Annotated in this window: 14 protein-coding genes, 1 tRNA gene and 1 pseudogene; 8 read left to right on the forward strand and 8 right to left on the reverse strand. The window is 60.8% G+C overall.

Annotated features, from left to right (window positions below):
• Nucleotides 1-95 precede the first annotated feature (95 nt).
• A complete protein-coding gene (locus AMK05_RS02330) occupies nucleotides 96-650 on the forward strand; it encodes a fasciclin domain-containing protein (protein WP_064836185.1) in 555 nt (184 codons plus the stop codon).
• Nucleotides 651-697: 47 nt separating this feature from the next.
• Here the strand turns inward: AMK05_RS02330 and yihA are convergent, their stop codons facing one another.
• From yihA to rpmH, 4 genes are all read right to left on the reverse strand, one after another.
• Nucleotides 698-1,351 (reverse strand): ribosome biogenesis GTP-binding protein YihA/YsxC, encoded by a 654-nt coding sequence (yihA, locus tag AMK05_RS02335; protein ID WP_064836187.1) that lies wholly within the window; start codon nucleotides 1,349-1,351, stop codon nucleotides 698-700.
• Between the two features lie 140 nt (nucleotides 1,352-1,491).
• A complete protein-coding gene (gene yidC, locus AMK05_RS02340) occupies nucleotides 1,492-3,285 on the reverse strand; it encodes a membrane protein insertase YidC (RefSeq protein WP_064836189.1) in 1,794 nt (597 codons plus the stop codon).
• Nucleotides 3,285-3,686: a ribonuclease P protein component gene (rnpA, locus tag AMK05_RS02345; protein WP_064836191.1), complete on the reverse strand. Its 402-nt coding sequence runs from the start codon at nucleotides 3,684-3,686 to the stop codon at nucleotides 3,285-3,287. Before rnpA ends, yidC begins: the two co-directional genes overlap by 1 nt.
• Before the next feature lie 21 nt (nucleotides 3,687-3,707).
• Nucleotides 3,708-3,842 carry a 50S ribosomal protein L34 gene (gene rpmH / locus AMK05_RS02350; RefSeq protein ID WP_003570740.1) on the reverse strand — a complete coding sequence of 45 codons (135 nt, stop codon included), beginning with the start codon at nucleotides 3,840-3,842 and terminating at the stop codon, nucleotides 3,708-3,710.
• A gap of 419 nt (nucleotides 3,843-4,261) precedes the next feature.
• Here rpmH and AMK05_RS02355 point away from each other — a divergent pair, with 419 nt between their 5' ends.
• The 6 genes from AMK05_RS02355 to AMK05_RS02375 all read left to right on the forward strand — a co-directional run bounded on the left by AMK05_RS02355 (nucleotide 4,262) and on the right by AMK05_RS02375 (nucleotide 10,006).
• Nucleotides 4,262-6,259: a methyl-accepting chemotaxis protein gene (locus AMK05_RS02355; protein WP_064836193.1), complete on the forward strand. Its 1,998-nt coding sequence runs from the start codon at nucleotides 4,262-4,264 to the stop codon at nucleotides 6,257-6,259.
• Between the two features lie 480 nt (nucleotides 6,260-6,739).
• The gene (locus tag AMK05_RS02360; protein WP_064836195.1) at nucleotides 6,740-8,260 is read left to right on the forward strand and encodes an ATP-binding protein; all 1,521 of its coding nucleotides are present in this window, start codon (nucleotides 6,740-6,742) and stop codon (nucleotides 8,258-8,260) included.
• A 121-nt stretch (nucleotides 8,261-8,381) separates the two neighbouring features.
• A tRNA-Arg gene (locus tag AMK05_RS02365) sits at nucleotides 8,382-8,458 on the forward strand.
• Between the two features lie 221 nt (nucleotides 8,459-8,679).
• Complete coding sequence (locus AMK05_RS02370) at nucleotides 8,680-8,916, forward strand: CopG family ribbon-helix-helix protein (protein ID WP_064836197.1); 237 nt, start codon at nucleotides 8,680-8,682, stop codon at nucleotides 8,914-8,916.
• Nucleotides 8,917-8,980: 64 nt separating this feature from the next.
• The gene (locus tag AMK05_RS33030; RefSeq protein WP_442966259.1) at nucleotides 8,981-9,211 is read left to right on the forward strand and encodes a type II toxin-antitoxin system RelE/ParE family toxin; all 231 of its coding nucleotides are present in this window, start codon (nucleotides 8,981-8,983) and stop codon (nucleotides 9,209-9,211) included.
• 237 nt (nucleotides 9,212-9,448) lie between these two features.
• Nucleotides 9,449-10,006 (forward strand): DNA methyltransferase, encoded by a 558-nt coding sequence (locus AMK05_RS02375; protein ID WP_237352159.1) that lies wholly within the window; start codon nucleotides 9,449-9,451, stop codon nucleotides 10,004-10,006.
• 55 nt (nucleotides 10,007-10,061) lie between these two features.
• Here the strand turns inward: AMK05_RS02375 and AMK05_RS02380 are convergent.
• From AMK05_RS02380 to AMK05_RS02390, 3 genes and pseudogenes are all read right to left on the reverse strand, one after another.
• A pseudogene (locus AMK05_RS02380) lies at nucleotides 10,062-10,485 on the reverse strand (hypothetical protein).
• A 291-nt stretch (nucleotides 10,486-10,776) separates the two neighbouring features.
• Nucleotides 10,777-11,022 carry a DUF982 domain-containing protein gene (locus AMK05_RS02385; RefSeq protein WP_064836199.1) on the reverse strand — a complete coding sequence of 82 codons (246 nt, stop codon included), beginning with the start codon at nucleotides 11,020-11,022 and terminating at the stop codon, nucleotides 10,777-10,779.
• A 129-nt stretch (nucleotides 11,023-11,151) separates the two neighbouring features.
• A complete protein-coding gene (locus AMK05_RS02390; RefSeq protein WP_064836201.1) occupies nucleotides 11,152-11,664 on the reverse strand; it encodes a hypothetical protein in 513 nt (170 codons plus the stop codon).
• Nucleotides 11,665-12,077: 413 nt separating this feature from the next.
• Between AMK05_RS02390 and AMK05_RS02395 the strand changes: the two genes are divergently transcribed.
• On the forward strand, nucleotides 12,078-12,374 hold the full coding sequence (locus tag AMK05_RS02395) for a hypothetical protein (protein ID WP_064836203.1): 297 nt from the start codon (nucleotides 12,078-12,080) through the stop codon (nucleotides 12,372-12,374).
• An 88-nt stretch (nucleotides 12,375-12,462) separates the two neighbouring features.
• Here the strand turns inward: AMK05_RS02395 and AMK05_RS02400 are convergent, their stop codons facing one another.
• Entirely contained in the window at nucleotides 12,463-13,338 is an 876-nt protein-coding gene (locus AMK05_RS02400; RefSeq protein ID WP_064836205.1) for a LysR substrate-binding domain-containing protein, read from the reverse strand.
• Between the last annotated feature and the right edge of the window lie 77 nt (nucleotides 13,339-13,415).

Raw genomic sequence — 13,415 nt, forward strand, 5'->3', positions numbered from 1 at the left:
CCTGAAACTCTTTGGCGCGGCCCCCCGTAGTTCGAAATGTCCGGACGACGCTCAGGCATAAAGCCCCGCGGATGGTGTCCGGTGAGGAGAAAATCATGATCAAGTCCGTATTGCGCGGCTTCGCGCTCGCCACCGCCCTGTCGGCCGTCGCCTTCGCTGCCGCCAAGAACCCCGAAGTCGGCGGCGCGGCGATGTTCGCCACCAAGAACATCATCGAAAACGCCGTGAATTCCAAGGATCACACGACGCTGGTGGCAGCCGTCAAGGCAGCCGGCCTGGTCGGCACGCTCGAGGGCAAAGGTCCCTTCACCGTCTTTGCGCCGACCAACGAAGCTTTCGCCGCCCTGCCGAAGGGCACAGTCGAGACGCTGCTCAAGCCGGAAAACAAGGCGACGCTGACCAAGGTTCTGACCTGCCATGTGATTGCCGCCGATGCGATGGCCAAGACCGTTGCCAAGATGATCAAGGATGACGGAGGCGAGCACGACATCAAGACCGTCGGCGGCTGCGTGCTGAAAGCCAGGGAAAGCATGGGCAAGATCACGCTGACCGACGAAAACGGCGGCGTCTCGCATGTCACGATCGCCGACGTCAAACAGTCGAACGGCGTCATTCATGTCGTCGACAAGGTGCTGCTGCCGAAGATGTAAGATCGCCGGTATCGGCAGAGGCAGGGGCGCCCTTCGGGGCGCCCCTTTTATTTCCAGTTTGCGATGCCGACGGTTTGCGCGATCGCCTGGCGCAGGTCGTCCAGTCCGTCGCCCTTTTCCGATGAGGTGGACAGCACGCCGGGATAGGCGGCCGGGCGCTTGCGGATCTTGTCCGCGGTCTCGGCAAGCAGCTTCGGCACGGCGGGCGCCTTGATCTTGTCGGTCTTGGTCAGCACGATCTGATAGGAGACGGCCGCCTTGTCGAGCAGATCGAGCACGTCATCGTCGTTCTTTTTGATGCCGTGGCGGCTGTCGATCAGCACATAGACGCGCTTCAGCGTCGCGCGGCCGCGCAGATAGTCGAAAACCAGCTTGGTCCACTTGTCGACCATGTCCTTCGGCGCCTGCGCATAGCCATAGCCCGGCATGTCGACGATCGCCATCGGCGGCATGTCGCCGCTTTCGCCGGAATAGCCATCCGGAACGAAATAATTGAGCTCCTGGGTGCGCCCCGGCGTGTTCGAGGTGCGCGCCAGCCCCTTCTGGCCGACCAGCGCATTGATCAGCGACGACTTGCCGACATTGGAACGGCCGGCGAATGCCACCTCAAGCGGCCCTTCCGGCGGCAGGAAGTTGAGCGACGGGACGCCGCGGATGAAGATCCATGGGTGGCCGAAGAGCGGCTTTTCGGTTTCGGGCATACGGGCTCGGCAATCCTAGGGTTCGGTCTTAAGTCGGCTTCGTGGTTTTGCGGACAGATGTCAAGCTTCGAGGTGGTCTGCGCTTCGCGCCTCGGTCCGCCCGGAAATGAAAAGCCCCGCCGGAGCGGGGCTTGAGAGCGTCATTTCGACGGCGCCGGTTTTCGCCGGAACAGGCCCTTCAGATTGTCGAAGAGTTCGACCTTGACGCCCTGGCGCTTCATGATCACCGACTGCTGCGCGACCGAGAGCGTGTTGTTCCAGGCCCAGTAGATGACCAGGCCGGCCGGGAAGCTTGCCAGCATGAACATGAATACCAGCGGCATCCAGTTGAAGATCATCGCCTGGGTCGGATCGGGCGGCGTCGGGTTCATGCGCATCTGCAGGAACATGGTAACACCCATGATCAGCGGCCAGACGCCGAGATGCAGTAGGGTCGGCGCCTCGAAGGGCAGCAGGCCGAACAGGTTGACGATCGACGTCGGATCGGGCGCCGAAAGGTCCTTGATCCAGCCGAAGAACGGCGCGTGCCGCATTTCGATGGTGATGTAGATCACCTTGTAGAGCGAGAAGAAGATCGGGATCTGCAGCGCCACCGGCCAGCAGCCGGCGATCGGATTGATCTTCTCTTCCTTGTAGAGCTGCATGGTCGCCTGCTGCAGCCCCATGCGGTCGTCGGCGAATTTCGCCTTCAGCTCCTCCATCTTCGGCTGCATGCGCTTCATGTTCGCCATAGAAGCATATTGCTTGCTGGCGAGCGGGAAGAACAACGCCTTGACGACGATGGTGGTGCACAGGATCGCCACGCCGAAATTGCCGAAGAAGCGGAAGAAGAAATCCATCAGCTTGAACATCGGCTTGGTGATGAAATAGAAGTAGCCCCAGTCGATCAGCCGGTCGAACTTCGGGATCGAATAGCTGGCCTTATAGCCGTCAATGACGGGCACTTCCTTGGCGCCGGCGAAGACGAGGTTCTTGAGCTCGATCGATTGGCCCGGCGCGACGGTGAAGGCGTCGTCCTTGTAGTCGGCCTGATAGCGCGGCTGGCCATCGGCAAAATGCGAGAAACGCGCCTCGTAGGCTGACGTCTGCGGCGGAACGATCGTCGCGGCCCAGTATTTGTCGGTGATGCCAAGCCAGCCGCCGGTGGATTTCGGCGGCATGACGGCTTCTTTCTCGGCGGCGGTATACTTGGTTTCAATCAGGCCGTCGTCGCCGATGACGCCGATGAAGCCTTCATGCAGCACGTAGACCGAGGGCGTCGTCGGCTTGTTGTAACGCGTCACGCGGCCGTAGGAAGACAGCGATACAGGAGCCTGGCCGGTATTTTCGATCTTGTCGGCGACGGTGAACATGTAGCGTTCGTCGACCGAGATGGTGCGGGTGAAGGTCAGGCCCTTGTCATTGGTATAGGAGAGCGTCACCGGGGTCTTGTCGGTGAGCTTGGCGCCCTCGGGCGCGGTCCAGAGCGTCGAGGCGCCGGGAACGCTGCCCGTCGCGTCGCTGCCGATGTAGCCGAGTTCGGTGAAGTAGCCGTCCTTGGTTTCCGCCGGGCTGAACAGGGTGATGGTCGGGCTCGAGTCGTCGACGGTCTCGTGATAGCCCTTGAGCTTCAGGTCGTCGAGCCGGGCGCCGGCAAGGTTGATCGAGCCGGAAAGCGCAGGGGTATCGATGACGACGCGCGGGTTCTTGGCGAGCGCCTGTTCGAGCGTCGCCGTGGCGACGGCCTGACCGGAGGGGGCCGTACCGCTGGTCGGAGCGGGCGTCGCGCCGTCGGCCGCGGGCTGCTGCACCTGTTCGGTCTTCTGCTGCGCCTTCTGGGCTTCCTGCGCCTTGCGCTGGGCCTCGATGCGCGGATTCATATAGAGAAACTGCCAGCCGAGGACGATCAGCACCGAGAGAGCGATCGCAATGAAGTAATTGCGGTTTTTTTCCATCATACGTTCCTGGGGCGTCCGTCTCCGGAGCGCCGGGGTTTCGGCCTGGTTTCCACGCGAAATTTCAGTTCCGCGGCCAATTCTTTGAAGGACGCCTCAAGCACGTCCCTGCGCGCGACAACCACATAGTCGTGTCCGGGCTGCATTGCAAACCCCGCATGAAGCCGCACCGCCTCTTTCAGGCGGCGGCGCATCCGGTTGCGTTCGACTGCGTTGCCATGTTTTTTGGTGACTGTGAAACCGACGCGGGCTTGGCTGTCGGGTTCCTTCCGGTCGAGGACTTCGAGAAGGAAGAGGCCGCCGCGGCGTTTTTCGCCCTCGCGAACGGCAAGAAACTGCGGGCGGCTTTTCAGCCGCCCGACAGTGTGTTTTTCTTCGTTGGTCGTCAATTCGCCCGCCATCTCTTCTCGGGCAACCCGGCCTTAAGCCGAAAGACGCTTGCGGCCCTGCGCGCGGCGGCCGGCGATGACCTTGCGGCCACCCTTGGTAGACATGCGCGCACGGAAGCCGTGGCGACGCTTGCGAACAAGCTTGGATGGTTGGTAGGTACGCTTCATTTATTTAAACACCGCGGAGTGCGGCCCTTCTTGAATTTGCATGATGCAAGGAGCGTTGTTTTTCGAACGGGCGGGCCATGAAAGGCCTGAGTGACCGGACGTGCGGCGGCTTATACGGACGAAGCCGGTGAAAGTCAATTATACCGGATGATTTCACCTCGCGCCGGTAGCTTGAGAAGTATTTTCGCATTCCGGTGTTAAGAAATTGGACATGCGCCGACTGGTTGTGCTTCGGCGTCGGTGCAGATCGATCGCCCGGTTTTCCAGGGCTTTTGCGTCCTCGCCAGGGCCGATACGGAAGATTTCCCCTAGCCATAATCGTAAATATTGGAAATCGAACTTTAATAAATTTCTCCGATATTCGGATCATCGGCTGGCAATTTGCTTTCCAGGCAGTGGCGTAGGTAGGAGACAGTGCATTGAAGATCCGTGGCAAAATTAATCTGCTGGTATGCGTGATGGGCTCCGTCGCGCTTCTGATCGGCGCAACGGCATTGTCGGCCATGCATGAATACAGCCGCAACCTGACGGCCTACGAGCAGGCGGCCGCCCGTGCCTATGCCGGCGAACGCCTCAACCGCTTCGTCACGGCCGTGGTGATGGAATCGCGCGGCATCTATGCCGCCAAGACGATCAAGGATACGCCGAACTTCGCCAAGGGCTTGCTGGCCGGCCTCGACGAGATCGACAAGGTTATCGCCGGTTGGGCGCCGCTCGTTCCCGAAGATGAGAAGGGCGATTTTGCCAAGCTTTCTGCCCGCGCCGCGGAATTCCGCACCTTCCGCGCGGAAACGGCCCGTCTCGGCACCGAAGTCGGCCCCGAGGCCGCCAGCGCCCAGGGCAATAATGAAGCCAACCGCGCCAACCGCAAGGCGTTCCAGGCGGAGATCGACGCGGTCGTCGCCATCGATAAAGCCGCGCTGGAGACCGTCAATGCCGAGATCGAAAGCTTCCGCTCCTGGGTGCTGATGCTCGTCCTCAGCATCACCGGCGTCGGCATCGCGGCCGGCATCGGCATGGGCTTTTATATCGGCACCAGCCATCTGAGCCGCCCGATCAAGCGCGTCACCCATGCGATCAACGCAGTCGCCGACGGCAATTTCGAGGCCGAGGTTCCCTTTGCCGGACGCCGGGACGAAATCGGCGAGATGGCCGCGGCGGTCGCGGTCTTCAAGCAGAACGGCCTTGCCGTCAAGCGCCTGAACGCCCAGGAGGCGGCGATGCGCGCCAAGAGCGACGACCTGCAGTCGAGCATGTCGGTCGTCGTCGCCGCGGCTGCGGCCGGCGATTTCAGCCACCGCATCGACAAGGACTATGAGGACGAGAACCTCAACCGGTTCGCCGGCAACATCAACACGCTGCTGTCGAGCGTCGATGCCGGCATCGGCGAGACCCGCCGCGTCATCGCCAGCCTTGCTGAGGGCGACCTCACCCAGACGATGCGCGGCAGCTTCCAGGGCGCCTTCGCCGAGCTGCAGCAGAACGTCAACAACACCTTCGTCACCCTGCAGGCGACGATGCGCGAGGTGCGCGAGACGACCGAAGCGATGAACGGCAACACCGCCGAGCTGCGCAATGCCAGCGACGACCTGTCGAAGCGCACCGAGCAGCAGGCGGCCGCCCTCGAACAGACCTCGGCAGCGCTCGATCAGATCACTGCCGTCGTCCAGAACTCAACCGAGCGGGCGCATGAAGCAACCGTCATGGTTTCCGAAGCCAAGGACAAATCAGGCGCTTCCGGCGTCGTCGTGCGCAACGCCGTCGAGGCGATGGGCCGCATCGAGCAGGCCTCGCGCGAAATCAGCCAGATCATCAACGTCATCGACGAGATCGCCTTCCAGACCAATTTGCTGGCGCTGAACGCCGGCGTCGAGGCGGCACGCGCCGGCGAGGCCGGAAAGGGCTTTGCGGTCGTCGCCCAGGAAGTGCGCGAACTCGCCCAGCGCTCGGCAACGGCCGCCAAGGACATCAAGGCGTTGATCACCAAGTCGGGCGACGAGGTGCAGGTCGGCGTTAAGCTGGTGCAGGCGACCGGCGAGGCACTGGCGGAAATCGGCACCCGTGTCATCGCCATCAACGACCATATCCATTCGATCGCCACGGCTGCGACCGAGCAGTCGACCGGCCTCAAGGAGGTCAATACCGCCGTCAACCAGATGGACCAGGTGACCCAGCAGAATGCCGCCATGGTGGAGGAGACCTCCGCCGCCACCCACAGGCTTTCGGCCGAAGCCGGTGGGCTGGTCAGCCTCATTGCCCGCTTCAAACTGGCCGATGACACCAGGGCACCGGTGGCGCTCGTTCGCAACGAGCCGCAAAGACCGGTCGCCTCGCCCGCCCGCCGCGCCATCGCCAAGGTCGCCCGCGCCTTCGGCGGCAATGCGGCCGCGGCCGAGCAGAACTGGGAAGAGTTCTGATCTGTTGTTGACCATCGCCATTTTTAACGCCGCCTCCGGGCGGCGTTAGTTTTTTCTGCCCGGTCCGCGCTGGGCAAAGACCCCGCCCCAAACCCCTCCCCACAAGGGGGAGGGGCTTAACCTGTCGCACCGGCGCTTTCCACTTCATCCTCCCATCCGCGGAAAGGCTGATATTTGCTGCGCGGGGGCCGCAAATTAGTCCCTCCCCCTTGTGGGGAGGGGTTGGGGAGGGGTTTTGTACTCCTCTCGGGCGGCGTTTCTTTGTGACGACATGACGCTGCTCGCAAAGATTTGAAAGCGGAGCCTTTTGGTCTAATATAGAGACCCAGGGCATGATGCCGAAAAGTGTGAGCGGTTTTCGGACGACATCATGCGCTAGCTAAAGAATCGAGAACAGGATTGGTTGCGGGCCGACCGGCCTGAAACCAATCCTGTTCTAGATGGGGGCGGCTGCAGTGCTGCCGATCGGGCGAGACGAGAATGCCGGTACAAGATCAGGGCGACAATCCTTCGGCGGAAATCCCCGCGGCCGGCGAGGCGGTCAGGGCGCCGTGCCCGTCTGCTGGCATGTTCGGTGGATTGTCGGGCAAGCTGCTCTGGCTCACCGTCGTCTTTATCATGCTCGCCGAAATCCTGATTTTCTTCCCCTCGGTCGCCAGCATGCGGATACGCTGGCTGCAGGACAGGCTGAACACGGCCGCTGCCGCCGCGATCGTCATCGACGGACTCCAGCCGGTCGAGCTGCCGCGGGCGCTGCAGAAGGAGACCCTGGAGGCGACCGGCACCAAGGCGATCGTGCTGCGCAAGGACGGTACCTCGCGGCTCTTGGCGACGACCGACATGCCGACCTCGGTCGATGAAGCCTATGATCTCACCGATGTGCCGCCGGCAACGGCGATACGCGATGCGCTCGACACCTTGATCTTCGGCGGCAGCAGGATGATCCGCGTCTACGGCCCGGTCGGCGACACCAATACCGGCGTCGAGGTCGTGATGAAGGACAGGCAGCTGCGCACGGCGATGTTTGCCTATTCCCGCAACGTTCTGCTGCTGTCGGTGCTGATCTCGCTCTTTACCGCGACGCTGATCTTTTTTGCGATCAACCGCATCCTGATCGGCCCTATCCGCCGGCTGACCGGCAGCATGCAGCAATTCTCCTCCGATCCTGAGAACCCCGCCCATATTTACATCGGCGATGGCGGCCGCGACGAACTGGCGGTCGCCGGCCGCAACCTTACCTCGATGCAGATGGAGCTGCAAAAGACGCTGAAGCAGCAGAAGAACCTCGCCGCGCTCGGCCTCGCCGTCTCCAAGATCAATCACGACATGCGCAATATCCTCGCCTCGGCGCAGCTGATGTCGGACCGGCTGGTCGATGTCGACGATCCGATGGTCAAGAGTTTTGCCCCGAAGCTCCTGCGCACCATCGATCGCGCCGTCGGTTATACCACCGAGGTGCTGTCCTACGGCAAGGCGAGCGAATCCGCCCCGCGCCGTCGCCATATCCCGCTTTTGGAACTAACCCAGGACGTCAAGGACATGCTGGCGATCGATCCGCAAAGCGGCATCGAATTCACCGAGCAGATCGGCGCCGATCTCAAGGTCGATGCCGATGGCGAGCAGCTGTTCCGGGTCATCCACAATCTCTGCCGCAACGCGCTGCAGGCGCTGACGGCGCCGGGCGAGGGTGTCCCGGGCGCGGTCAGACGCATCACCGTCGCCGCCCAGCGCGTCGGCAGCGTCGTCAGCATCACCGTGGATGATACCGGGCCTGGCATGCCATTGAAGGCGCGCCAGAACCTCTTTGCCGCCTTCCGCGGCTCCGCCCGCTCCGGCGGCACCGGCCTCGGCCTGACGATCGCCCGCGAGCTGGTGCTCGCCCATGGCGGCACGATCGCGCTTGTGGAAAAACCGACTGTCGGAACCCAGTTCCGCATCGAGATCCCTGATCGCCCGGTTTCGCTGGAGGATTACCGCAGCCGGACGCACCTTGAGAAGTGACCGGATTTGGAAAGCCGCGGCCGCAAATTTTTAAACGGCGATTTTTTCAGAAATGCTCTTGCATTGTCCCGAAGGACGCTTTAGAGGATCGCCCACGCAAGCGGCACCGCCGCAGTTGCACGCACCCGTAGCTCAGCTGGATAGAGCACCAGACTACGAATCTGGGGGTCAGGAGTTCGAATCTCTTCGGGTGCGCCATTTCCTCTTTTTCATTGCAAGACTATGTTAAGGCCTTGAACGGGAAGCTCAAATCCGCCGTTCTAAATCCTTCATTCCGCTTATAACTTAGCCTATCGGCGAAGCTTAGTTTCAGCACCGCGCGGCGATTTTCCAATCTCCCACAATTCCCTGAACATCGAAGCCCAGGCAGGACTTCAGATTTTCTTGGCGATACCGCCGCGATATGGCAGAATGAACACATGAAGAACAACGTAGATATTTTCGACGATCTTAGCCGTCGCATCGACATGCTGGCAGAGCGTTCAACCTTGACGCGCAGCCAGATTATCGAAGACGCGCTTTCCCATGGTCGCTCTCTTGCGTGGCAGGAAAAATGGATCGCGGGCGTTCAGGCGGGGATCGAAGGCGCCGACAGAGGCAACTTCGCCACGGATGAAGAAATTGCCGCCGTGCTGAACAAATACAGTCAGGCATAACAGCCCCGTTCGCCTTGTCTGGACGAAACGCTATCTCAAAGAGCTTGCCGGCATCAACGATTATATCGGCGAGAGAAACCCGCGCGCCGCGGCGCGCGTCGTCAATGACATTCATTCAAAGACGGAGAAGCTTTTATCCGCCAATCCCTTCATAGGGCGTGCCGGCGAAATCAGAGGAACACGCGAGCTTGTTATTCCGGCAACGCCTTACATCGTTGCCTACCGCGTTCGAGACGACCATATCGAAGTTCTGTTCGTCCAGCACGGCGCGCGTGAGTGGCCGGACGAGGTCTAATCGTCCTGGCAATGCGCCGACGAAATCAGCGTGCGACGCTTCATCCCCGCCATCAAGTGATAGCGTACTTCCCTGGTCCCTCGAAGGAGCTATGTCCGTTGATAGGGGAAGAAAAGGCTGATGCGAGGCGAGGGAGTTTGCCGTGGCAATTTCAGAATTATGGACGGTCTCCAACCGACATCAATTTCCCCTGCCGGACTTTCAGAACGGCGATGAAATCAGCTTCCCGGCGCTTTGGTGTCGGCATTGCTTGATCGGTTTACAAAATCGGGAGACGCCGTCTTCGATCCCTTCGTGGGCTTGGGAACGACGTTCTTCGTCTGCGAGCAGAAGGGCAGAATCCCTTACGGGATAGAAACCGACCGGCAGCGATATGAATGGGTTAGGGAACGCATCACGACAGAGGATCATCTCTTCTCCGGTGATAGCGCGGGGCTGGCAGCCTTCGGCCTTCCCGAGATGGAATTCTGCATCACATCGCCGCCATACATGCCGCATTGGCATAAATGGAACCCGCTTGACAACGGCGATCCCAATTATGACGGCTATGACGTTTATCTGAAACGCATGCAGGAAATACACGGCCAGATCTGCCAACGCTTGAAGACGAATGCCTATCTTGTCGTTCAGGCCGACAATCTGACCAGCGAAAAATTCTCTCCCCTTGCCTGGGATCTTGGGCGAGCTTTGTCAGAGGTCATGATGCTTGAAGGGGAAATTATGGTCACATGGTCTGAAGCTGTGGAAAGCGGCAACTGCTTCACCCAATGCCTCGTGTTCAAGAATGCAAGCTGATGAAAAAAGCTTGCCGCGATGGCCACTCTGTGACCCAAGGAAGCCAAGCGAAAAACTATTGCTCGGCCGGGAAGTCTCTTTCAAAGTCTTCCTTTTCTTTCTTCCCGTACGCGGATGAGTAATAGCCACTACAAATCAGATATGAGCACTCATCCGGATCGCCCATTTCCCATCCCGGCAGGCAGGTGACCACGCGCTGGAATTTCTCGTTGCAAAGTCCGTGGTTTGCCAAGAGCCGCGGCTCATTTCCGAAATACGCGCTTATGGCTTTCTGGCGTGTCCATGCCGGAACGACTTTCCAATCAGCGGCGCCGCCCTCAGCGCTCACATTGCCGGTCGCACAGCGACCAGTTGGAAATCACGACCGGCTGATCGCAGGAAAAAGCCTGGACGGCGCTTCCCAGCAGGATCGAAACCAATGCCAGCAGCCGCTGGCCATAGACCATCGCGCTCTGCTTCCTCATGCCGATCTTCCGCATCCTGGTCTCCACCGCGTGCAATTTCCTGTCCCTGACGGGAACAGGCGATCTCCAAAGACGCCCTAAGATTTTTTTCCTAGTTCATGAAACGTTCTTACGCCGGATTGCTGGCCGTTGCAACCATGGAATGTTGAAGTCGAAGAATATGTGGCGATTGGCGATGTGGACGCTGGGCCGGTCTTTCCAACAGCACGCGTGAAAGACGACAAAAGCCACACCAATGCCGGAAGCCGCTGGCTCGTGCCCCTTAGTAGAGGCAACGAGCCTAACAGAGCCCCAATTGCCCTGACCCTACTCCTTGATCGGGATGCCGGCTTCGATGGCAGCTTCGATAAAGGCCTGCCGCGCCTCTTCCCGGTTTCGTTTGCCCGACATGACATCGGCGCAAACCGCGCACGCCCGATCGAGCGCCGGGCCCTCTTCGGTCGGCCAGTCTTCGACCAACGCCCATGTTGCGGCCTGGGTCGTCTGGATGACCACCCACTGATCCGGGCCGTCAAGGGCCAACGTCACCGGCTTCTTCCAAATGGTTTGCATCGTCTCAGGATCTCCGCTGCGTGCTCTCTGCCGCCTCCTCACATAAGGCGGTTTATCCCGCGTGGCGAGGCGACGGCTTGAACGAGATGTTTTTTCCAGCAACGCCGACTGTAGCTTATGCGGCGCCTCTCAAAAATCCTGAGCGAATTCGCACGCCAGCAATGTCTTGCCTGGCAAGGCATCCCCCTGGCCGGCGACGATGGAAACTCTTCCAGCAAGTCCCGGCTCGGGCTGCTGATCGGCTGGGAGCTCGCGCGCATAGCCCTTGGTGGAGGTTCCAAGCAGGTCCGAGGTCTCCGGCTTCAATCCGTATTTTTTCGCCAGATCGTCAGCGCGTTGGCCCTCGACCAGAATTCCGACCGCATTGCTGGCAAAGAAAACCTCCGTCGACTTGAAGCCGTCGCGGCCGATCTGGCTCGGGATCTTGTAGATCGCCGCACCGAGCGACGAGGTGTCCGGCTTGGCCAGAGCTTCCGCGGCATCATAGATTTCGGTTGCCGATGTTATCGAATAGGGCGGCTTGCACAGGGCGGCATCGAAGAACTTTTCATTGGCGGAAGCGGCCATGACCTGTTCGGGCTGAAATGTCTGAAAAGCAACGCATAGCGAGAAGGCAGCGGTGCGAATTTTGGCGTTATGCATGTGATATTCCCAAGAATGGCAGTAGCGGGCCGCGTTCGATTATAAGTCCGGATGCTCAGGGGATTCGGAACGGCATTGCCACCTTAAGTTTAGCTTTCGGTCTTTTTCGAAAGTGCTGCGAGATGTTTAATTGGAGGTCGCTGTTCGAGATAGAGCATCACAGTCCCTTACGACGGCGGGAGAGCCATGATCGCAGCCTATATCGATGAAATCATCATGTTTTGCGCCGGCCTGTGGATGACCTCGGTGGGCTTTTGGTTATCTGTCGCTGCCCGGCTACTCCGCCAATCCGCTCGTCACTTCAAGTGGATGGGGTCCCATGCTGCTCGCCATCGCCGTCGTTCTGGCTGCTGCTCATAGGCTCGCCATTTCGGGTATGGGAGAGGCTTGGAGGCTCAGGCTGGAGTAAACCAATGAACAATATGATGGCTTGCCCATCGTGCGGATCGGGCGAAACAGAATCGATCGTGCACGGCGGTTCGTACATTCTTCGATGCGTCGCCTGCGGCGAAGCCATCGTCGCGACATCATTCATGGCGATGTTCGACTCGGGTGACGCGTTTTCAGCCTTTGCCGATGCAGGCCCCGGAAAACACCCTGCGCCGGAGACGCTCATCGCTCGTGGACCGCTTCGGCAGATCTCGGCGACAATCAGCGGCGTGGCGCGTTACGGAACGCTGATACGTCTGGTCCCTGACCCGAAGGATTGAAATCCGACTTGGCGTCGTTTGACGGGGCGAGCGGCTGAGTTGAGGGTGCTGAGGCCATGCAGGATGACGCTGCCTGATATCGCCGAGCCTAGTCGAGCGACAGCCGTACTGCGCACCAATCCCATACCGCATCGACCGCCTTTCGCGGTGATGACGAGCGTTTGCGGATCAGGAAATAGTCCGGCTCGATGACTGTCGTCTCATCGATCACCTGCACCAGCCGCCCGGCCTCGAGATCAGCCGCCACGAACGCCCGGCAGGCCAAAGCGACGCCCTGGCCGGCCAGCGCCGCATCGAGCGCCAGTGTCGTATGGTTGAACACCGCACCCGGCAGCTTCTCGCGCGATTGCAGGACGAGCGGCCAGGGGCTGACCGCGTCATGCAAAAGCGGCAGCTTGCGAAGCGCATCGGCCGTCAGCGGAAGGGGCAGGCCCTTGACCAGATGCGGGCTGGCGACGGCGACCAGTTCCTGGCGGAACAGCAGCCTTGTTTCCAGCGAGGCCGGGAAGGGCCCGCGGGTCAGCCGCACCGCAATGTCCACCTGATCGCGGTCGAAGTCCGACAGCGCCTCGGTGGCGACCGTTCGCAGTTCCACGTCGGGCAGGGCGGCTTTGAACTCGGCGAGGCGCGGGATCAGCAGCTTGGCGGCGACCGTCGGGGTGACGCTGATCGTCACGGCGTCCGGCCGGGCGAGAAGCCGTCCGGTCGCATCGCCGAGCGTGTCGAAGGCGCGGGTCACATCCGCCAGATAGGCTGCGCCTTGCGGGGTCAGGGCCAAGCCGCGCGGCAGGCGTTGAAACAACATCAGGCCGAGTTGATCCTCCAGCGCGCGGACCTGCTGCGCCACCGCACCCTGAGACACTCCCAGCTCCTCGGCGGCGGCGCGGAAATTCAACCTGCGGCCCGAGACCTCGAAGGCGCGGAGCGCATTCAGCGGCGGCAGCTTGCGGCGGGGCGGGGTCATCGGCGCATTCCAGTAGATTTTCTACAGTCTGGCATGTTTCTTTCTGAGGCGAAAGTCGGGGCTGTCTCTGGCATACT

The sequence above is a fragment of the Rhizobium sp. N324 genome (assembly GCF_001664485.1).
In the GTDB taxonomy this organism is placed as follows: Bacteria; Pseudomonadota; Alphaproteobacteria; order Rhizobiales; family Rhizobiaceae; genus Rhizobium.

Bases quoted from the DNA above. Each gene is read 5' to 3' on its own strand.
- AMK05_RS02330 (WP_064836185.1), top strand. From the start codon at position 96: ATGATCAAGTCCGTATTGCGCGGCTTCGCGCTCGCCACCGCCCTGTCG.
- yihA (WP_064836187.1), bottom strand. From the start codon at position 1,351: ATGCCCGAAACCGAAAAGCCGCTCTTCGGCCACCCATGGATCTTCATC.
- yidC (WP_064836189.1), bottom strand. From the start codon at position 3,285: ATGGAAAAAAACCGCAATTACTTCATTGCGATCGCTCTCTCGGTGCTG.
- rnpA (WP_064836191.1), bottom strand. From the start codon at position 3,686: ATGGCGGGCGAATTGACGACCAACGAAGAAAAACACACTGTCGGGCGG.
- rpmH (WP_003570740.1), bottom strand. From the start codon at position 3,842: ATGAAGCGTACCTACCAACCATCCAAGCTTGTTCGCAAGCGTCGCCAC.
- AMK05_RS02360 (WP_064836195.1), top strand. From the start codon at position 6,740: ATGCCGGTACAAGATCAGGGCGACAATCCTTCGGCGGAAATCCCCGCG.
- AMK05_RS02370 (WP_064836197.1), top strand. From the start codon at position 8,680: ATGAAGAACAACGTAGATATTTTCGACGATCTTAGCCGTCGCATCGAC.
- AMK05_RS02385 (WP_064836199.1), bottom strand. From the start codon at position 11,022: ATGCAAACCATTTGGAAGAAGCCGGTGACGTTGGCCCTTGACGGCCCG.
- AMK05_RS02390 (WP_064836201.1), bottom strand. From the start codon at position 11,664: ATGCATAACGCCAAAATTCGCACCGCTGCCTTCTCGCTATGCGTTGCT.
- AMK05_RS02395 (WP_064836203.1), top strand. From the start codon at position 12,078: ATGAACAATATGATGGCTTGCCCATCGTGCGGATCGGGCGAAACAGAA.
- AMK05_RS02400 (WP_064836205.1), bottom strand. From the start codon at position 13,338: ATGACCCCGCCCCGCCGCAAGCTGCCGCCGCTGAATGCGCTCCGCGCC.